This is a genomic window from Pleomorphovibrio marinus, from assembly GCF_003347495.1.
Taxonomy (GTDB): domain Bacteria; phylum Bacteroidota; class Bacteroidia; order Cytophagales; family Cyclobacteriaceae; genus Pleomorphovibrio; species Pleomorphovibrio marinus.
In genome coordinates this window covers 111,915-131,083 of the sequence record NZ_QCXY01000005.1, presented here as the reverse complement: position 1 = coordinate 131,083, position 19,169 = coordinate 111,915, and the positions used below count along the sequence as shown (strand labels likewise).

General features: G+C 44.0%; 17 protein-coding genes. 6 read left to right on the top strand and 11 right to left on the bottom strand.

Features of this window, described 5'->3' with window-relative positions; translation table 11 throughout:
• The first annotated feature begins 52 nt into the window (after nucleotides 1-52).
• Together apaG and DB520_RS14310 are read left to right on the top strand one after the other, a co-directional pair.
• Nucleotides 53-439, top strand: coding sequence for a Co2+/Mg2+ efflux protein ApaG (gene apaG, locus DB520_RS14315; protein WP_114750408.1), 387 nt, complete (start codon nucleotides 53-55; stop codon nucleotides 437-439).
• Nucleotides 440-442: 3 nt separating this feature from the next.
• Complete coding sequence (locus DB520_RS14310) at nucleotides 443-1,222, top strand: O-methyltransferase (RefSeq protein WP_114750407.1); 780 nt, start codon at nucleotides 443-445, stop codon at nucleotides 1,220-1,222.
• On the opposite strand, the gene DB520_RS14305 is transcribed toward DB520_RS14310, so the two are convergent.
• On the bottom strand, nucleotides 1,223-3,946 hold the full coding sequence (locus tag DB520_RS14305; protein WP_114750406.1) for a phosphoenolpyruvate carboxylase: 2,724 nt from the start codon (nucleotides 3,944-3,946) through the stop codon (nucleotides 1,223-1,225).
• 167 nt (nucleotides 3,947-4,113) lie between these two features.
• On the opposite strand from DB520_RS14305, the gene DB520_RS14300 reads away from it, so the two are divergent.
• Both DB520_RS14300 and DB520_RS14295 read left to right on the top strand, forming a co-directional pair.
• Nucleotides 4,114-4,974 carry a cysteine hydrolase family protein gene (locus DB520_RS14300; RefSeq protein ID WP_114750405.1) on the top strand — a complete coding sequence of 287 codons (861 nt, stop codon included), beginning with the start codon at nucleotides 4,114-4,116 and terminating at the stop codon, nucleotides 4,972-4,974.
• Nucleotides 4,964-5,272 carry a SelT/SelW/SelH family protein gene (locus tag DB520_RS14295; RefSeq protein WP_114750404.1) on the top strand — a complete coding sequence of 103 codons (309 nt, stop codon included), beginning with the start codon at nucleotides 4,964-4,966 and terminating at the stop codon, nucleotides 5,270-5,272. The genes DB520_RS14300 and DB520_RS14295 overlap by 11 nt, the downstream gene beginning before the upstream one ends.
• A gap of 3 nt (nucleotides 5,273-5,275) precedes the next feature.
• Here the strand turns inward: DB520_RS14295 and DB520_RS14290 are convergent, their stop codons facing one another.
• Nucleotides 5,276-6,373, bottom strand: coding sequence for an NAD(P)/FAD-dependent oxidoreductase (locus DB520_RS14290; protein ID WP_114750403.1), 1,098 nt, complete (start codon nucleotides 6,371-6,373; stop codon nucleotides 5,276-5,278).
• 205 nt (nucleotides 6,374-6,578) lie between these two features.
• On the opposite strand from DB520_RS14290, the gene DB520_RS14285 reads away from it, so the two are divergent.
• Entirely contained in the window at nucleotides 6,579-7,142 is a 564-nt protein-coding gene (locus tag DB520_RS14285; protein WP_114750402.1) for a hypothetical protein, read from the top strand.
• Here DB520_RS14285 and DB520_RS14280 read toward each other — a convergent pair.
• Entirely contained in the window at nucleotides 7,139-7,912 is a 774-nt protein-coding gene (locus DB520_RS14280; RefSeq protein WP_114750401.1) for a 3-keto-disaccharide hydrolase, read from the bottom strand. The genes DB520_RS14285 and DB520_RS14280 overlap by 4 nt on opposite strands.
• A gap of 12 nt (nucleotides 7,913-7,924) precedes the next feature.
• Nucleotides 7,925-9,442 carry a DUF4301 family protein gene (locus DB520_RS14275; protein WP_114750400.1) on the bottom strand — a complete coding sequence of 506 codons (1,518 nt, stop codon included), beginning with the start codon at nucleotides 9,440-9,442 and terminating at the stop codon, nucleotides 7,925-7,927.
• 291 nt (nucleotides 9,443-9,733) lie between these two features.
• Between DB520_RS14275 and DB520_RS14270 the strand changes: the two genes are divergently transcribed.
• Complete coding sequence (locus DB520_RS14270; protein WP_232834986.1) at nucleotides 9,734-11,371, top strand: TIM-barrel domain-containing protein; 1,638 nt, start codon at nucleotides 9,734-9,736, stop codon at nucleotides 11,369-11,371.
• Between the two features lie 220 nt (nucleotides 11,372-11,591).
• Here DB520_RS14270 and DB520_RS14265 read toward each other — a convergent pair whose 3' ends face one another.
• The 7 genes from DB520_RS14265 to DB520_RS14235 form a co-directional block, all read right to left on the bottom strand.
• Entirely contained in the window at nucleotides 11,592-12,776 is a 1,185-nt protein-coding gene (locus DB520_RS14265) for a THUMP domain-containing class I SAM-dependent RNA methyltransferase (protein ID WP_114750589.1), read from the bottom strand.
• A 19-nt stretch (nucleotides 12,777-12,795) separates the two neighbouring features.
• Complete coding sequence (locus tag DB520_RS14260) at nucleotides 12,796-13,968, bottom strand: putative sulfate/molybdate transporter (protein WP_114750399.1); 1,173 nt, start codon at nucleotides 13,966-13,968, stop codon at nucleotides 12,796-12,798.
• Nucleotides 13,969-13,971: 3 nt separating this feature from the next.
• Entirely contained in the window at nucleotides 13,972-14,592 is a 621-nt protein-coding gene (locus DB520_RS14255; protein WP_262511320.1) for an NTP transferase domain-containing protein, read from the bottom strand.
• Nucleotides 14,576-15,061, bottom strand: a complete 486-nt coding sequence (gene moaC / locus DB520_RS14250) for a cyclic pyranopterin monophosphate synthase MoaC (RefSeq protein WP_114750397.1) — start codon at nucleotides 15,059-15,061, stop codon at nucleotides 14,576-14,578. Before moaC ends, DB520_RS14255 begins: the two co-directional genes overlap by 17 nt.
• 5 nt (nucleotides 15,062-15,066) lie before the next feature.
• Nucleotides 15,067-16,245 (bottom strand): cysteine desulfurase family protein, encoded by a 1,179-nt coding sequence (locus tag DB520_RS14245; RefSeq protein WP_114750396.1) that lies wholly within the window; start codon nucleotides 16,243-16,245, stop codon nucleotides 15,067-15,069.
• Between the two features lie 8 nt (nucleotides 16,246-16,253).
• Nucleotides 16,254-17,918, bottom strand: a complete 1,665-nt coding sequence (locus DB520_RS14240) for a S8 family peptidase (RefSeq protein WP_114750395.1) — start codon at nucleotides 17,916-17,918, stop codon at nucleotides 16,254-16,256.
• Nucleotides 17,919-18,034: 116 nt separating this feature from the next.
• Entirely contained in the window at nucleotides 18,035-19,165 is a 1,131-nt protein-coding gene (locus tag DB520_RS14235) for an acyloxyacyl hydrolase (RefSeq protein ID WP_232834985.1), read from the bottom strand.
• Nucleotides 19,166-19,169 lie beyond the last annotated feature (4 nt).

The following is a 19,169-nucleotide window of genomic DNA, read 5'->3' as shown; positions in this document are numbered from 1 at the left end:
TTTTATATTAAAATAGTAATTTTGAAATAGCTTTTCAAATGCAAAGATAACAATGGTCACGGCAATTACAGAAGGGATCAAAGTAAGTGTGGAGGTTACCTATCAGGCTGAGTTTTCCAGCCCTCACCAACACCACTATGTCTTCACGTATAAAGTCACCATTGAGAACCATGGCACTTCCACCATACAATTACTAAAAAGGAAATGGGAAATATCAGATGCAGGGGAAACACAAAAGGTCGTGGAAGGGGATGGAGTAGTGGGGCAGCAACCCATTTTGGAGCCTGGAGGAAAGCACCAGTATATTTCTGGTTGTAACCTAAGGTCTGGCATGGGTAAAATGAAAGGTTATTATTACATGGAGCGCTTGATTGATGGTAAAATGCTATCTGTCATGATTCCGGAATTCCAATTGATAGCTGATATTTTTGCCAATTAAGCTGTGGTTTCTGGGAGATTCTATGTATTAGCCCAATATGTTCGTTACTTTTTGGAAAAAGTGGATCAGTTTAGTATTCACAGTCCATTTGTCTATAAGCTTTATACTGGACTAAAGGATCACACATCTAAATTTGCAGTAGGTGACCTTTATTTGGAATCCAAAAGAAGGGAGTTCGCAAAAAACAATAACTCCTATTCCTGGGTGGATAAAGGGGCAGGTTCTCACCAATTTGGAAAAAAAACGGTATCCAGCATATGCAGGTTTTCCAACAGTACTTTGAAATACAACCTGCTTTACCAGTATTTATGTAGTCTTACTCCAAGCGAATATGTAGTAGAGCTGGGAGGAAGCCTGGGCTTAAATGCTGCTTACCTGTCCAAAGTTTGTTTGGGGAAGGTTTACAGCCTTGAGGGGGATCCCCAATTGGTAAATCTTGCTGCTGTAACCTTGGAAAGAATCCCAAATGTAAATCAGGTACTTGGTGCTATTGAAGATACCCTCCCGGGACTAATTCAACAAATCCCTAGAATTGATTTCGCCCTAATCGATGCCAACCATACCGAAGGGGCCACACTAGATAATTTTCATTTGCTATTCCCCCACTTACATGAACAAAGTATAGTTGTAGTCGGTGACATTTACTGGTCAAAGGGGATGACCAGAGCCTGGAAGGCAATTAAGGATCATCCTGGGGTTTCTTTGAGTTTGGATTTTTTCGAATGCGGGGTGTTGTTTTTTAACCTTGAGCTCAGCAAAGAAAATTATGTACTGGATTATTGATTAGCCGGTGTTTTTCAATCCACTGGCCAAGGCTGTGGTAATTTCCAACAGCTGAATGAGGGTTGGGTGATCTTGGCCACTAGAATCGGTGATCTCCTCCCTTTCTTTCCTCCAGGATTTAAGTTTTTCCCATTGCATAATATGAAGGGCATGGAGCGGCTTTTTCCTTCTGGCAAGGTTAAAAGCCTGGCCTTGTCTTCTTTCTTCCCTTTGGCGGTCAAACATTCGGGCTATTTCATCCAAAGCCCTAGTATGTTCTTCTTCTACTATTCCAAAAATCTCCTTGTGATTCTCTCCGCTTAGGCTCGCGTATTTTTTAAATATCTCCTTATCGGCACCCATCAGGTTAGTTTCGATCTGGATAAGCACATATCTCCACAGTGGCCATTTATTGGCTTGCTCTCTCAAGGCCTGATAGGCATCCGGGGAAGAGTTACGTAAGGTATAAAGGGACTGGCCTATTCCGTACCATCCGGTAAGGTTGAACCTGGATTGTGCCCAGCTAAATACCCAAGGAATGGCCCTAAGATCGGAGAGTTTCCGGGTTCCTGTTCTTCTTGCAGGTCTTGAACCTATTTTGCTCAGTTCTAATACGTCAATAGGTGTGACTGTACCGTAAAACTCGATAAAATCTGGATGTCCGATAAAGGCTTGGTAATGTTTCAGTGCTATTTCGGTCAGCTGTTTCAGCGCATCTATGGGGTAGGGGTTTTGTGGTCTCGGATATAGTTTGTATCCGGTTTGCAAGGCAGTGCCTGAAAGCAACATTTCCATATTGTAGGTTCCATTTAGAAGATTGGCGAATTGTTGGGCAATGGTTTCCCCCTGAACAGTAAGTTTCATTTGTCCTGCCATGCTCCCCAAAGGCATGCTTTCTAAAAACCTGTGGTACTTGCCACCACCTCTACTGATGGTGCCACCAATACCGTGGAAAAAGCGAATGGACACCCCTTTACTATTGGCAACTTCGGTAAGTTCTTTTTCTGCCATAAAGATATGCCATCGACTGGCCATAATGCCTCCATCTTTGTTGCTGTCGCTGTATCCAAGCATTATCTCTTGTATATGGCTGTTTTGGGCGGTTTTATCCTGAACATAGGGGTGATTCAGATACTCTCTTAACACCTTGGGAGATTGCACCAAGTCCTCTATGGTTTCGAATAAGGGAACAACCTGAAAACCAACATTCTGTAGTCCCACCTCACGTAAGAACAAGTAAACCAGAAGTAAATCACTCAGCTTCCTGGTCATGCTCACAATAAAAGACCCTATTCCTTCGGTACCGTATCGATCGTGGTGTTTTTTGATTTCCCAGTAATAGGCCAGCAATTTGTCCGCTTCCTCCCCAAAGGACATCCCTGGATTGGCGAAGGGTCTTCCACTAAGTAGTTCCTGGTTAACAAATTCCAGGCGTTCTTCTTCTGTCCAAGATTCAAATGGCTTCCTCTCCGGCATGATCTTGCTTACTATTTGCCCCATTGCTTTGTCATGGTAGTCGGAATTTTGGCGGATGTCCAATTTTGCAAGGAAAAAGCCAAAACAAGAAACATGACGTAGGATAGGAAAGAGCAGGTCCATGGCCACTTTATCCGCTTTTATTTCTACCAGACTTTGCCATAGTACGCTGAGGTCTTGAATCAGCTCACCCGATTCTTTATATCCGGGCATTCCCTTTAAAAATCCATCGTCTATAGTGGACTCAAGTTGAAGAATGATCAAGTTGGTAAACTGTCTCCAAGGTTCGTAAGGGTTTCTATCCATTGCCCTTTCACCCCTAGCTCCCAGAAGTCTCTTTTTATCCTCTATAGCGTCCAACAAAACCTTAGGAACCTCATTTCTGATCTTAGAAAAGCTCAATTTTGCCGCAAGTGCTTGTAGTTTTTGGTCGATAAGCTGAAGGGCAGCTTTTCGGTGAGCAAGCAATGTTTCGGAGGTAATGGAAGCTGTAACGTAGGGATGGCCGTCCCGGTCGCCTCCTACCCAACTTCCAAACTCCACCCTTGGAAAGTTACTAGGGTTGGAGAGGTTTTTGGGGTTAAATCCAGCGTCTTGCCAGCTTTGCAGCAGAACTTGGTCCACCCTGCTAAGAATTTCAGGGAATACCCTATTGAAATAGTGCATCACGTTAGACCTCTCCGCTTCCACGTTGGGTTTTTCCAGATAAACCTCCCCTGTGCGCCACCATCTCTCCAAAAGTGCCCCTATTTCCATCTCTATGGCCCCACGTTCTTTTTGGGAATAGGTCTGGTTTTCTAATTTAACCAAATTGAGGTAAAACTCCCTATGGATATCAAGCACCGAAAGCCTCTTTGCCTCAGTGGGATGGGCAGTCAACACAGGCATTACCTGTGTACTGCCTAGGATGTCCAAAATTTTGTTTTCATCCAGTCCTTGTTCCTTCCACCTCTTAAAGGTTTCCGCCCAAGATCCTCTTATATCCTGCATTCCCTTTTGGTCTGCTTGTTTTCTTCTGAACTGTACCGCAGCGTTTTCCTCTACCAGGTTCATCAGTTGCAGATAGATGCTTAATGCCTGTATCTGCTTTTCTTCCAAGTTTTTTGCCAGTACCTGTAAAGGCTTATCCTGCTGCAAATTATTCAAGAAATCAGCCACTTCCGTTTCCCCCAGATCCCTTAGCACCTTTTGAAAGTTCCGGCTAAGAAATTCCATATTTGAGACTATCTTTTCATTTAAGGACTTTTGCGTTAGTTCAAGTGTTGTCATTTTTGTTGTGGTTTTCGGTTTAAAAATAGTGGTTGGTGTTATAATATTAACAGCTATTGCTCAATATGACAAGTAGCTGAGTCTTTAATATTAGGAGTTCAGCCCATTTTTTCCTTAATTAGTCAAATGTCTGGCCACTTTGCTTAAATAAAACAAAAAAAGGGTTTATGAAAACGATTTTACTTTTTCCATTACTGTTTGCTATGCTACTTTCTGATGCAGGGGAGGAGGAGCTATTGAACCTAACCCTTCGCTCTAGGGTAATGAGCAACCAGGATTCCTGGAATGAAAAGCAAGAGCAGGTAAGTTGGGAGGCTTCATCCACGGCAATAATCGTTACGGACATGTGGAATAAGCATTGGTGTGAGAGCGCTTCCGACAGGGTGGCTGAGCTTGCACCCCATATGGAGGAAGTGATAGGGGAGGCAAGGAAAAGGGGCGTTACCATTATACATGCACCCAGCGGAACGATGGATTTCTACAAGGATTTTCCCCAAAGGAAGAAAGCTACCCAAGTGCCATATCACCGAGCCCCCGCCAATATAGCAATCAATGACTGGTGCTATCTGGATCCTGAGAGGGAAGGGGCTCTTCCTATCGACGACAGTGACGGGGGCTGCGACCAACCCTGTGCCAATGGGGAACCCTGCGAGGAAAAATCAGTCTGGACGAGACAAATTGATTTACTTTCTATAAAGGAGGATGATTTTATCACGGATAATGGGCAAGAAGTTTTCAATATTCTCTCAGAACAGGAAATTGAAAACGTTATCATCATGGGCGTACATATCAACATGTGTGTATTGGGAAGGCCTTTTGCCATTAGACAAATGAACCAACTGGGTAAAAATGTGGTGCTTATGAGGGATATGACCGATGCCATGTATAATCCTGAAATGCCCCCATATGTAAACCATTTTAAAGGCGTCGAACTGGTAGTAGCGCATATAGAAAAATATTGGGCACCTACTGTTCTGAGCAGTGACATCACAGGAAAGCCCGCATTTAAGTTCAAGGATGACAAGTAAGGACACCAAAAAAGGACATGTAGAAATACACTATTGCACCCAATGCAAATGGTTACTTAGAGCAGCTTGGATGGCACAGGAGCTGCTTGGTACTTTTGAAGAAGAAATCGGAACACTCGCCTTAAAACCAGGTACAGGTGGTGTGTTTGAGGTGTCCGCCAATGGCAAACAGCTCTGGAACAGAAAGGAAAAGGGGAGGTTTCCGGAGATTACGGAGCTAAAGCGACTGATAAGGGATGAAGTGGCACCTGGCAGGCATTTAGGGCATGTAGATAGGAAAGAAGAAAATAGCAATTAAGCACTATAAATCCTTCACCCATTCCTTGCTCAGGTGTGCGGAGGGCCCTACACCCATCCCCGAGTAACCCCCAATCCAATAAACATTTTCGTCGGTTTTTAAACATTTGGGTGTTTTGTCTTCCAAATAACCCATTGTACCAGTCCACTCCATTGCTATTTTATTTGCTAAGTCCAGATGTAAGTTTTCTTTGGCAAAATTTATCAACCATTCCTTTATATTATCAGGGATTTCTTGGCTACTGGTAAATTCCGTTTGTAAAGAAATATGTCTACCTCCACCCATAAGTAATCTTCCATCCAATGGCCTAAAATAAACAAAACCCTGGTGGTGGTGAACTGGAAAATCAATAGGTATTTTGGGTAAGGGCTGGGTCAGCATCACATAGTTTCTCGTGGGTTGTATAGCTACGGATGGAACCAGGTTGTGGCTATAGCCGTTGGTGGCCAATAAAATGCATTCTGAAGGTATGGGATCTGGAACATTTTTTAGCCAAACATAGCCGCTTTTTACCTCAACCACCTCGCAGCCGAAATGAAATCGCGCACCTTTTTGGGCAACGTTTTCACTTAGGTACTGGATCAGCTTGCCGGGGTTCAGCATACTCTCCATTTTGCAATAAATATCCTTTTCCCCCCAGACTTTTTTGAGATTGTAGGTTTCCTTTTCCTCTGTGATAGGAGCGATTAGTTGGTTTAGAAAGTCCAATTTGTCATTTACCTTTGCAAAACCAATGGGATCGGTGAAAATCTCTAATCCTCCGGAGGCCTGATAATCCATGGCTTTTCGGGGTACCCTTTCCAATAAATAGGCTAAGCCCTTAACCCGTTGCTCCATCCTAAGTAAAAGGTGGTCTACCGAATGCTCCTCCAAATCCCCTGCAAGCTCCCCGGCAGAACCAAAACAGGAAAAACCCGCATTTTTGATGGAGGCACCCATTGGAAAGGGCCCGGATTCAAATATCTGGACATTTGCTCCCGGAAATCTTTCCAGAAAATGATAGGCAGCCCATAGCCCGGTAAATCCAGCCCCAACGATGGTAAGATCTACGGACTTAAAATAGCTTTGCTTCTGCCAATAGGAAAGGTTTTTAAGATTCATGTGCTTTTTTGGTAAGTGCTGGGAAATTAATCTGAAAATTAGTTAAATAATTTTTTGCATCAAGGGTTAAATTCTTGTTCAAAGGGGGCAAATAAATCCGCATATCCTATGTCTAGTCATTTATACACAGCTTTTTAAGTATTGTATACGATATTATCTATATTTGAATACAGGGTATTAGTTAGTTAATTTAAAAACCAGAGATATGAAGAAGTTTGTTTTTTTTCCAATTTCGGTCCTTTTTCTTTTTGGATGTGAGCAAATCAGGGATTTGGTGAATCAAACCTTTGAAACAGAATTTAACAGGGAATTTGAATGGAGGATTCCAGAGGGAAGTTTTTCTCAAAGCGAACCTTTCAGAGAGGTATGGGAAGGGCAGCTTGACCTGAGCGACTCAGATTTTCCAGATGAAGTTAGAAACAATATTTCTGAACTTTTTGAAATTCAAGTACCAGGCATAACCCTGGAAATAACCGAAATGGAGGGTGAATTGTCCACTCCTGCTAGCCTTTGGGGTAATCTGGATTTTACGGATCCGGAAACCGGTCAGGTTGTAGCTAGTTTTCCGGTACCTGAGGTGCAAATACAAGGAGAAGGAACAGTTATTCATGTACCAATAGAAGAGGGACTTGTGGATCAGCTCACTAATAGTTTATTGACTATGCCTAAGTTGGATTATTCCCTGGAATTTCTGTTTAGTGGTGAAGGGCCAGTCAATGCTAACACGCATATGACTGTACCCATGGAGATAGCCCTTCAGTTACTTTAAAAATCCGTATCAGCCTCATGGATGTCCATGGGGACAATCCAGATATTCCTAAATCGAACATCGAATCCCTCAGCCTGCAATTTGATGCCTCCAGGCCGGTCGGTAATACCTTTTCCACCATCGTTACCACCGTCCAATCCAGAGTTGGGCCCACCCCATACTTGTTGTATGCGTCGGTTTTCATGTACTTTTTCTCCATTGAAGTACATGGTCATTAACGCCCTTTCGGTCAGGTTTCCCTGTTCGTCAAACCTGGCTGCACGGAACTTAATGTCATAAGCGTTCCATTTGCCAACTCCATTATAGGGGTGATAGGGAGCTGCATGTTCATTGATGATCGCGGCCATCCCGTGGTCGGTACTGTCCCCATCCAGAATTTGTATTTCATACCGGTTTTGCAGATATACACCACTGTTTCCGCCTTCCTCGTTGATCAAAAATTCCACGTGCAACCTGAAATCCTTGAATTTTTCTTTGGTTACTATGTCTGCCGCACCGTATTTACCTCCTGCTGCAGCAGGATCATTGGCACTTACCACTTTACCTTTATCCACCGGGTCATCTACTATCTCCCATTTGATGGGAGGCGAAGCAGCTAGACGTGGACCGTCCCAATATTCCCATTGTTGATGGAGCATTTTTTTATTTCCATCGAAGAGCATTTTGCCCTCTTTGGGCTTTTTAGTGCTTACCCCGACTTGTGCGGAAATTGAATAGGGGATTAGTCCTGCACAAATTATGGCAATTAGAATTCTTACTTTTCTTCGCATATACTTTCTAGCTTATTGGTGCTCATCCCTGAGCAGGTCGTTAATTGTTTTTACAGGGTTGAAGGTGATCAGGGGAACTTCCACAAAGATTGAATTCCAATCGGCCATTGCGCCATTCCAGAGTCCCGGCAATTCCTGGGCTTTCAAATCCATTCCATTCTTTGACTTTTGGGTAATGAACCCTGTTTTGGGGTCCCTGAATTTCAGCAGGTTAAATTTGTTCCCTTTGTAGTTTTTAATGCCACAGACAAGGTCGGTTGGATTAAAGTGGGAGGAGGATTGGAAACGCTCTTTTTGAACAGGATCATCCAAATCCAATTGAGCTGTTTCCCCGATTTGCAAGGCAAGTGTACCGTCTTTTTCTTTCACCCAAAACGGCCCACCTCCGGGTTCGCCAGTGTTCTCTACCATTCCGCAAACCCGGATAGGGCGGTTTAGTTTCTTTTGGAGATAGTTGCCTTTTTCTCCAAGGCTGAGGCTTTCGAAGTTTTCAGGAAGCTTACTGCCTATCGCTTCCGTAAAAACGGCCTTTGCATTTTCAACAGAACTTTCATTCACACTGCTGTCCAACTGTCTCAGTGCCTTGAAAACAGCCTCTTGCACACTGGTTAGCACACCGGCAACGGCCCGTTTGTAGGTTTTGGTGGTTTCCTTCAACCTATCAGGTACTACGTTGTCTATGTTCTTGATAAACACCAAATCAGCATCTATGTCATTCAGGTTTTCCAGCAAGGCACCATGTCCCGCAGGTCGAAACAGAATTTCTCCGTCTTCTTCTTTAAAAGGTTTGTTTTCCATGTCCACGGCTATGGTGTCAGTGGATTTTTTTTGTTGGGAAAAAGAAACCTCAAACTTGAGCCCAAAGGATTTTTCCAAATCTCCCTTTATCTCATCAATATGTTCTTCAAAATTGGTTTGGTGTTCGGGGGAAACCGTAAAATGCAACCTTACCTTGTTTCCTTTCCCCACGCCATATTGGGCTCCTTCCACAAAGTGCTCCTGCACTGGGGTTCTTGGGCCATTCTCATAATTGTGAAATTTAAGGAGCCCTTTTGGCAAATTGCCATAGCCTAGGCCTTCATCTTCCAGCAATTGCCTTACAATAAGCAGATGGTCCTTTTCCTTAAGTGCTTGTGCAATGCTGCTCCCTTTTTTTTCCAAAGCCTTGTCCAAGTCATCAAAAAAGGCAAAAGAGCTAAGCTTATCTATAAAATGCTTTGTGAACTTATCCTCTGACAGATCATTGCTGTTCTTTTCCAAAAAGGCGTAAAGGTTCTTGAACATCCGGCTGGCAGCACCGCTGGCAGGCACAAATTTAACAATCTCAATTTCTTTCGAATGTCTGGCAAATGCTTGTAGGTATTTTTTCAATGCCTCGTCATCTAAGGCCAAAATACCGTCTCCAATTGCGGCGGGAGCGTGGATTTTTAGAGAAGGGAACCCGTCTTTGAAATTCTTGATCTGTTCTTCTACCAGTGCTAAATCCATTCCCTGGGCTTGAATTTGATTTTTGTGTTCTTGGGTAAGCATATAAAAATTATTTTAATTGGGTAGCGTTGATTAAGTGTTGAATTTAATTAATTGAGTTTTCAAATACTTAATAATATTAATTTATTCCAAAAATATTATCTAGTTCTTGGGTACGATTAGCCTTTTGAAAAGTAGTACCAACAAGGTTTCAATCAAGGTGTGGTTATGCTGAAAAAATTGCTTTTGTGGGTTTCAGGAATTTTATTCGTGATTTTTTCTCTGGCCTACTTCCTGTTTTTGCACCCCTTTTGGGGATGGCCGTTTGCAAAATATAGACACGGACCCCCCCCTTTGACACCTGCTTGGGCCCTGGAGTGTTGGCTTTGGGAAGATGATCACAATACCGCTGAATTTGTGGATGAATTGTTGGAGGGGTATCGAAAACATGACATCCCTGTGCGAACCGTCATTTTGGATAGTCCTTGGAGCCATAGATACAATGATTTTCGGGTAGATACCTTGTTGTATCCCAATTATAAAGACTGGTTTGCCGAAAAAAAGGAACAGGGTTACCGCCTGGTACTTTGGATGACCCCGAATGTAAATCGCTACAGCAAGGGCTTGAGGGAACCCGATTCCGAAGAATGGTATAACCAGGCAGACAGCAAAGGCTATTTGGTAAAAGGAAAACCTACAAAATGGTGGAAGGGAGAGGGAGGGTTTATCGACTATACCGACCAAAAGGCCATGGAGTGGTGGAGGTCTATGCAGCAGAATGTTTTCGACCTTGGAATAGATGGTTGGAAGCTGGATGGTAGTGCAACCTTGTTTGCCAACAATCTGTGGGGCATACCTTTTTTTTACAAAAAGGGCTCTCAGGGTTGGATGAATACAAGAACCTATATGGATCTTTATTATCGGGAGGAATACCTGCATGGTTTAACCCAAAACCCCGAATTTGTCACACTTTCTAGGGCCCTGGACAGGTGGTACCACCCGGAAGGTTTCTCCCCCATTGAGGCCTCCCCCGTAAACTGGGTGGGTGACCAAAAGCACGAATGGAGGACAGCCGAAATGCTAAACCAAGAAGAGGAAAGAACTGACATTGCCCTAGATGGCATAGAGGATTTCGAGTCCGCCATTAAGTCCATACTTAACAGTGCAAAATTGGGATACAATATCATAGGTAGTGATATTGCAGGGTTTTCTGGTTCAGAAATCCCAGCTAGGCTATATATAAGGTGGGCTCAGTTTTCTACTTTTTGCGGTCTTTTCCTGAATGGGGGGCATGGGGAGCGACGATTATGGCTGAGAAGTAAACAGGAGTTGGATTTGATCAGGAAATTTTCCTGGCTGCATACAGAATTGGTTCCTTATATGTACCATTATGTGGTAAAGGCCCACTCTGGAGGTAGAAGATTGCAAGTTCCTATAGGCAAGGGATACCAATACATGTTTGGGGATTATTTACTGGTCGCTCCCATCTATGAGGATAGAAAAAATTGGGAAGTGGATTTACCTGAAGGGAATTGGAGGTATTTTTTCGACGATATGGATTTGCTGGAAGGGGGGCAACGACTCGAAAGGGATTTCCCTTTGAAGGAGTTTCCGGTATATGTCAAAGAGGGAGCCATTATACCCATGCACATAAGCAAGTCGTATTCTGGAATTGGGGAAGCGCGGGATAAAGGCAAGCTCACCTTGCTATGTTATCCCGGCTCGGAATACAGTGCATTTACGGTCTACAGGGAACAGGAGGAAAGTACCAAAGTGGAGCTTTTGCCGGGTTCGAAATCACTAAAGGTAAATCTTTCCGGCAAGAAAACACCTCATGTTTTGCGTATAAAACTAGAAGGAAGCCCAAAAGTGGTAAATTTAGATGGGGCCTCTTTGGCTTCAGAGGAGGATTTTAGCTATGACCTTTCAAGGAAACAACTCGTGATAAGGACAGAGGAGTACCAGGTAGGGGAGTATCTCATTGAATGGTGATTTTCCGATTGGGAAACTCAATGACGAAAATAGGAAGGGTGTGTTAACTTGCGGATAGTTGGTTTGGGTTTTGTAAGGTTTTCATTTCCATAATCAGGAGGTTAATACGGGCTTTAGGGAAAAATAAAATAGTCTCTTTTTCAATGATAAATGAGGGTTGATCTTCACCAGTACCGTTAAAACCCAAAGAAACAATAAGGCCAAGAAAAGGACAAAAACATCATTTTGCCCCTTCTTGAAAATCCCCTCTTTTCGACCCTTGGTAAAGCTCATACGTAAAAAGCCTGCAATCTAACTGTCCACTGAAAAAGGGGATCTTTCTCGCAGGTTTTAGCCCCACCTGTTTACCCAATGCTAAATTGCCTGTGAAAACCATGCCCTTATAACCAGCCCCGTTTTGCTTCATAAAATCGCCGATTTCCCTGTACACCAGCCCAAGATCTTCGATTTCACCCATTCTCTGCCCGTATTCAGGATTGAAAATCAGTATTCCCCCGCTTTCTTGGGGCAAGGTGGTTTCTTTAAAATCACAAGTCTCAAATTGGATCAAGTGGTCTACACCGGCAGTTTCGGCATTCATTCTGGCGGCATTTATGGCCCTTTGGCTGTAATCCGAAGCAATGATGGTTGGGGGATTATTATCATCCACCTGTAAATAGACTTGTTTTTTGAGCTGTCTATAGTCTTTGTCATCGTAGCCAGTAATATGCATAAATGCAAACTCATCCCTGTATAGGCCTGGAAACCTATTGCTAGCCATTAGTGCAGCTTCTATGGCCAAAGTCCCTGAACCGCACATGGGGTTTACAAATGGGCTCCTTCTGTCCCATCCAGAAGCGAGGATCACCGAGGAAGCTAGGGATTCCAGCATGGGGGCCATGCCCGGGACTTTTCTGTAACTGTGCTTACTAAGTGTTTCTCCAGAGGTATTTATGTAAAGGGTGGCTTCGTTTAGTCTCCAGAACAAGGTAAAAACCGCTCCCAAAAAATCAGATCCTGAATTGGGCCTTTTACTATACTTGTCCCTAAAGCGATCCACAATGGCATCTTTCACCTTCACGTTTACAAAGAGCGGGTTGTCCACACTGTCATTCTGCACATTGCTGGTTACCGAAAAATAACCTTCGATGTCTAATATTTCTTCCCAAGGGATGCTTTTTACCTGTCGGTACAGGTCTTTTACATGAGGTAGGCTAAATGTCGCTATGGGGTACAAAACATGGGAAGCCGTACGCAGGTGTAAGTTCAAAACCATACACTCCTCAAAAGAAGCCATTACTTCAACCGCCGTTCGTTCTTCATTGGTGGGTTCGAAGCCCAATGCCCTTAACTCTTCAGCAAGGTAGGGTGAATTCCTGTCGAAACAGGTAATGACCACTTTTACTTTTTCCTTGAAATCAATCATCGAACAAAGATAACAGCCTTTAATTTTTACCTGCTTTTCTTGTGCCAATAATTTGGAGCACATTCAGCTTTATGGGTAAATAATACAACAAAGTGCCCACCACAATTCCAACCAGGAACCCAAAGGGAAGTCCGGCAGCAATAATGGCCACTAATAAGGCGATTACCAAGCCTCTGCTATCTTGGGTCACGTCTCGGATCAGAAGCATCAAAGCCAAACTCTCAAAGAGCAAAATCACTCCCAATACAGGCAAGGGAAATACCTGTATTACCGTCTGGAAATTCTCCCCAAAAAATACCCCTAGAAAAATAAATAACCCTCCGTATAAAATTACCGAGCCTCCGGTCCTACCCCCAAAGGTATAGTGGCCTACCATACCCCCTGCTCCATGGCAGGTGGGTATACCGCTAAGAAAAGGGTTAATCAGGTTCATGAGGGCATATGAGATACCGATTTTTTTTATGGAAGGGGTAGGCCTGTCTGGAAACAAGTCTTGACTCACCTGTTTGGTTGCGAGTATAGAATTGCCAAGTGATAAGGGTATTTGGGGAAGTGCCAATAGCAAGAACCCCATCCAAATAGTATCCATAGTGGGGACATAGAACTTTGGGGTTTCTATCCCTATGGAAGCGCCCAACTGGGTATAATCCAATTTGAATAGCAAGGCATATCCTAAACCCAATACAATGACTACCAAGGCTGCGGGGAACTTTTTATGGTCTAACAAAAGCAGTATAAGCACAAATGAAATCCCTGCCAACCAATATCCCCCAATTTGCTCTGCAGGAATGTAATCCTTAAAGGCCAGCAAGGCCAGGGTGATACCCAGCCCAACCTGAATACCCCGGATGACCGATTTAGGAATCATTCTAGCCAACCAAGCCAGAAGGCCGGTGAGGGAAAAGACCAGCATCACCACACCGATAGCCAATCCTGCCCCAAATAGGAGTTCGCCGTCTAATTGCTGGGCGATTACGAGTGTGGCCATGGCTTTGAGGGGTTGTGCAGGCATGGGCATTTTATAGACCATTCCGGTAAGGACCTGCATACTACCGAAGAGAATCAATACACTGGGTGCATGTAGATCTGCGGCCAAAATCATGGCCACAATCAATGGGAAGTCAGTTCCTATGTCCCCAAAAGCACCTGCCCACTCTTGTCTGTTGAACTTTATCCCTTCAAAGAGTTTCATACTTCAGGCTTGGCGGTTTTGAATTACTTCCTTGGCTCTTTCTAAGGCCTCTGCATCATTTACATTTGCCAATCTCTCCGGTTGGGAGGGTATAAGCCATTCCACCTGCATTTTCCCCAGCAGTCTAGAAGGGGATTTTTCCCCCTGTTCAAACTCTAGCTTCATCATTTTTAATCCCTCAGGCTCATAAATAGCGAATAGGGGTTCTGGGTATCCGGTGTGGGGATGCCTAAATGCAGTAGCCATTTTTTTTGGGTTCCTTTGTGAATATAGTTCTTGTAGCAAGCTCAAGGTAATAAAAGGCATATCACAAGCCGTTACAAACCAAGCATGATGTGGGAATTCAAGATGAGCACTTATAATGCCTCCCAATGGGCCTGCCTCCTTTACCCTGTCTACCACACAGTGGGATGGCTTTTGGGTTGTGCCAAGCTGGGTGGCATTGCAGGAAAAACTTACATTTGGGGTTATTTTCTTCAAGAGATTAGCCAAATGTTCCCGCTGGGTTTTACCATGAAATTCAAGCAGACTTTTGTCCCTTTTCATTCGGCTGCTTTTACCGCCGATTAATATTAAGCCAGTCAAATCAGCGCACAAGCTTTCTGGACTATCGCTCGAAATCACTTTTGCCTCCCGTTTTTTTCAACAACTTGGTTTCTTTGATGGTGATGTCATGGGAAAAGCCCTTACACATGTCATAGATGGTGAGGGCGGTAACAGTGGCTCCAGTTAAAGCTTCCATTTCTACGCCCGTTTTTCCACTTAAGGAAACCGTACAGGTAATAATGACCCTATCCTTGGAGCTTGGTTCCACTTTGATATCAATCTTTTCCAACAACAAGGGATGGCAAAGGGGTATTAATTCCGAGGTCTTTTTGACTCCCATGGTACCTGCAATTATTGCTGTTTGAAACACAGGGCCTTTTTTTGTCTCTAATTCCTTACCCCCCAATAGGTTTGCCATAATGTCTTCCCCAAGTACTACTTCACAACTTGCTGTGGCAGTCCTTTTGCTTGGATCTTTGTGTCCCACATCCACCATTCTGGGTTGTCCGGTTTTTTCATCCAAATGGGTAAAGTCTTTTTTATGCATATCAATTATGGGGTAACAGCTGTGTTTCGGGTTTCTTTTCCCGCCCTTAAAGCATGGAGAGATTTGGTGATATGGCTGATGGCAACATCCACATCCCTTTCGGTAGTGCTGAGGCCCATACTTAACCTCAAGGTATTTTTCGCTATTTGATCTGTAATGCCCATGGCTTTGAGTACATGGGAAGCTTTCTCTGTAATACTGCTGCATGCTGATCCAGAGCTACATGCGATAGACTTGTTGATTGCTATTTGCCACGCCTTACTTTCCACCCCTTCAAAGGAAATATTGGTGACGTGGGGCAATCTTTTTAAAGGATCACCATTGAGTTTTGTGCCTTCAAGCTTCAGAATATTTTCTTCTAATTTGTCCCTCAAGAGGGCAAGTCTTTTATATTCTGTATCGAGATGGGAGATCCTAAGTGAAGCGGCAGCACCCAAACCTACTATTCCACCTACATTAAGGGTCCCGCTTCTCCATCCTCTTTCATGCCCCCCTCCGGTAAGGATACTGCGCAGCCGGACCTTCCTCGGATTATTTCGGATATATAGGGCGCCTACACCCTTTGGTCCGTACATTTTGTGCCCGCTTAGGGGCATTATATCTACTTGAAGTTGATCTACGGCTACCGGTATCTTACCCACCGCCTGCACCCCGTCTGATAAGAGGAGTGTTTCCTTAGCATGGGCTATAACGGCTATTTCTTCTAGGGGAAATACAACTCCCGTTTCATTATTAGCCAGCATGGCTATTACCATTAGCGTATCTTTGTTAATGGTTTTTTCAAGTTCACCCAGGTCTGGTAAGCCATTTTCATCCACACCCAAATAGTGGACCTCATATCCTTTCTCTTCCATGTCCTTGCAGGTGTCCAAAACAGCAGCGTGTTCTGTCCTAAAAGTAATGATCTGTTTTTTGTCTGGATTTTCCATTGCAGTACCCCTTATGGCCAAGTTTATGGCCTCCGTAGCACCACTGGTGAAAATAAGGTGCTTTGGGGATGCCCCTATAAGCTTTGCCACTTCTTCCCTTGCTGTTTCCACGGCCTCCTCTGCCAACCATCCGTAGGCATGCTGACTACTGGAGGCATTGCCAAAATGGGTGGTGAAATAGGGCAACATCGCTTCTACTACTTCAGGAGCACAAGGTGTGGTCGCATTATGGTCAAAGTAGAGGGGAAGTTGCATAGCTTTAATTATTTGTTCATTTCCTCGGCAAGCTGAAGGGCCAAATATGCATTGACAAGTCCACCAGTGACACTTAGCTCCCCAAATTTCACTCGGTTATCCCCACCTGGTTTTAGCACTTCTTGGGAGGATTGGTCAAATACGGATTGCTTCAGTATGGATTTGACTTCCTTGGGCTTTAGGTCAGGGTAGTAGGCCATTAGTATAGCTGCAACACCCGACACAGAGGGTGCAGCCATGCTGGTGCCGCTATTGCTCTTATATTCGCTTCCAGGTACAGTGGAATAAATGTCCACTCCAGGTGCGAAAACGTCCACTGCTTTTGCGCTGTAGTTGGAAAACCTGGCAGGTAGGTTTTCGTCAGCCTGCCAGGAGGCGGCACCCACCTCGATCCAGTTTGAGGCTTCCCCTCTCCTGACAAACCATCGGTTGGGGAAGTTATTGTCCGGATTTACTTCTTTGGAACTGTTTCCAGCAGCATGAATAAGTACCACTCCTTTTCTTTCGGCATATTTTACGGCACGGTCAACATGTTTTTTTCCCGGAGAATAGCTTTTGCCAAAACTCATATTAATAATATGTGCACCATTGTCCACCGCATACCTAATGGCATTGGCAATGTCCTTGTCTCTTTCATCTCCATTCGGCACTGCCCTTATGGGCATAATGAGCACGTGTTCAGCGATTCCTTTGATGCCCAAGTCGTTGTTTCTGTCCGCAGCAATAATACCGGACACGTGGGTTCCATGAGCTGCATCCGGCCCTACAGGGTCATTGTTCCCGTAATGCCGCTCCCTGTAATTCTCCGGGTCATCACCCACGATAGAACGGGGGTCAAAATCAGGGTTGTAGGCGTAATTCACCTGTACCTCGTAGTGTTCTTTAATCTCCTTTAATTCCTCAGAAAGCTCGCTGATTAATACCTCGGGATCTTCCACCAAGGACGCAAACCTGGACAATAACTCCAGAGCGCCCATAAGCATTTCGTCTGACTCATCTTCCAACTCGAACCCATCGATGTCCCCAAAACTGAAGTCATCCACCTCGAAAGCACTCATGATTAGGGAAGAAGATGTTTCTATCATTTCATGCAACCTATCGTGCATTTCCAGGTTGGACTCTGCCTCTTCCCGGGTTTCCACAAAGTTTTCTTGCACCCTTTGCCAGTACTTATATTCCTCTCTCTGCCTTCTTTTTACGTCTTCAGGTTCAAGGTCTCCAAACTTTTCCTTGAGCCTTACATATTCCCGCGTGAGCTCATGGCTATCTTCGGCCACATGGGAGCCATCTTCCCCCCCAATAAAGTTCCACCCATTGACATCATCCACATAGCCATTTTTATCGTCGTCAATTCCATTGCCAGGAATTTCCTTCTCGTTTACCCAAATTTTGCCCTGTAAATCCTCGTGTTCTATATCCACCCCCGAGTCAATCACCGCTACCACTACAGTTCTTTTTGGAGTTTTATCTTTTAAAAAATCATGTGCCTTTTGGGCACTCACTCCCATGATACCATCGTCGGTAGGGTCCTGAAGGAACCAGTCCTGTGGAGCTGCTTTAATGGACTCAGTACTATCATTGTAAAAAGTAAATGAGCTTGCCCCTGCCATAGGAATAGCAGCAACAGATAGGAAACATACAAAGGAAATAAACTTGAATAAAACCCTGTTCATACAGTAAATTTTTTAGATTAATTTCGGACAAGATAGGTAAAAATGAGGAATAGGGGCATATGGAACCATTATTTTCGGTTAATTTTCAATATTCGGCATTAAGAAAATACCAGCGGTCAAAACCCATATCCCAGCCTAATCCCGATATTTTCAGCTACATGCCCATGAGTTTTTAGCTCAATTCCCACTCTCAATCTTTCCACTATCCGGAAGGATAACACGTATCTCTGAAAAAATAGTTTGTCGGGCTGATAGTTTTCCGGTTTGTGAAGGTAATAACCGAACCGTTGGCTGAAATCAAACTTCCCAAATAAAAAGTGATGGCTTAGGAACGGCAAATGCATCCAGCCATGCGTTTCCTCTCCATCAAAAGTAAGGGAGCGGTCTATGTTTGTTTCCATGCCCAAACCAAAGCCATTTACCTTTCCGACTCGGTAATAAGTGCCCAAAGTCAACCCCAACACTGGCTGTCTCCTTTCGGAGCCAGGGGCATCCCTGAAGGTGCCAAAAATCTCCATGTAGGCATTCCACTTTTTGCGAACTGAACCTCTCTCCTGCCTGGGGAAGTCATAATTGCTTGGGATGTAAGAAACCCCTAACCCTACAGTGGGGAAATTCATCCCTCTGTTGGGTTGGCTTTGCCCACCATTGCTGATATGGTTATAATGAAAAACCAATGAGGTTTGCCAATTGTCGCTGAATGAATAGGTTAACTTGGGATTGAGATAAAGTAAAAAACTGATTGGGGCACTAAAAAAATTATTATCTGGATTGGTTTGCTCATCATATACCCGGCTCAAATAGCTTATTCCCATACCTGCAGATAAACTTACCTGAAAACTGGGATTTTTCCAGAGGATGGGTTCAAAACTCCCAGATAGTGAAGTAGCGGTACCCAGCACTTGGGGGTTGTCAAAATTATGGTGGGAAAGGTGCAATCCAAGGTAATGAAAGCACTGGCATGCCAACCAGCTTTCTCTTTCCATGCTTAGCCATTGGTAACTAAGTTCAATACCATAGGGGTTGCTTTGTGCCACCGGAATCAGGTCTTGGGCATGTGCCAGAATAGCTCCATACTGTGCCTCTATGGTGTACCTTTTCACTTTTTGCCCGTAAAGATCCCCCACAATGGCTAAAAAGGAGAGGCATAACAATACGGCTTTGTTCAGCATGAGATCATAAATGGTTTGTCGAGTGAACTTCCCTGTTTCTACAATAACCACTCCCAAGAGGCTAAAAAGTTTCATCAAA

Bases quoted from the DNA above. Each gene is read 5' to 3' on its own strand.
- apaG (WP_114750408.1), top strand. From the start codon at position 53: ATGGTCACGGCAATTACAGAAGGGATCAAAGTAAGTGTGGAGGTTACC.
- DB520_RS14305 (WP_114750406.1), bottom strand. From the start codon at position 3,946: ATGACAACACTTGAACTAACGCAAAAGTCCTTAAATGAAAAGATAGTC.
- DB520_RS14300 (WP_114750405.1), top strand. From the start codon at position 4,114: ATGAAAACGATTTTACTTTTTCCATTACTGTTTGCTATGCTACTTTCT.
- DB520_RS14295 (WP_114750404.1), top strand. From the start codon at position 4,964: ATGACAAGTAAGGACACCAAAAAAGGACATGTAGAAATACACTATTGC.
- DB520_RS14290 (WP_114750403.1), bottom strand. From the start codon at position 6,373: ATGAATCTTAAAAACCTTTCCTATTGGCAGAAGCAAAGCTATTTTAAG.
- DB520_RS14285 (WP_114750402.1), top strand. From the start codon at position 6,579: ATGAAGAAGTTTGTTTTTTTTCCAATTTCGGTCCTTTTTCTTTTTGGA.
- DB520_RS14280 (WP_114750401.1), bottom strand. From the start codon at position 7,912: ATGCGAAGAAAAGTAAGAATTCTAATTGCCATAATTTGTGCAGGACTA.
- DB520_RS14275 (WP_114750400.1), bottom strand. From the start codon at position 9,442: ATGCTTACCCAAGAACACAAAAATCAAATTCAAGCCCAGGGAATGGAT.
- DB520_RS14265 (WP_114750589.1), bottom strand. From the start codon at position 12,776: ATGATTGATTTCAAGGAAAAAGTAAAAGTGGTCATTACCTGTTTCGAC.
- DB520_RS14260 (WP_114750399.1), bottom strand. From the start codon at position 13,968: ATGAAACTCTTTGAAGGGATAAAGTTCAACAGACAAGAGTGGGCAGGT.
- moaC (WP_114750397.1), bottom strand. From the start codon at position 15,061: ATGCATAAAAAAGACTTTACCCATTTGGATGAAAAAACCGGACAACCC.
- DB520_RS14245 (WP_114750396.1), bottom strand. From the start codon at position 16,245: ATGCAACTTCCCCTCTACTTTGACCATAATGCGACCACACCTTGTGCT.
- DB520_RS14240 (WP_114750395.1), bottom strand. From the start codon at position 17,918: ATGAACAGGGTTTTATTCAAGTTTATTTCCTTTGTATGTTTCCTATCT.
- DB520_RS14235 (WP_232834985.1), bottom strand. From the start codon at position 19,165: ATGAAACTTTTTAGCCTCTTGGGAGTGGTTATTGTAGAAACAGGGAAG.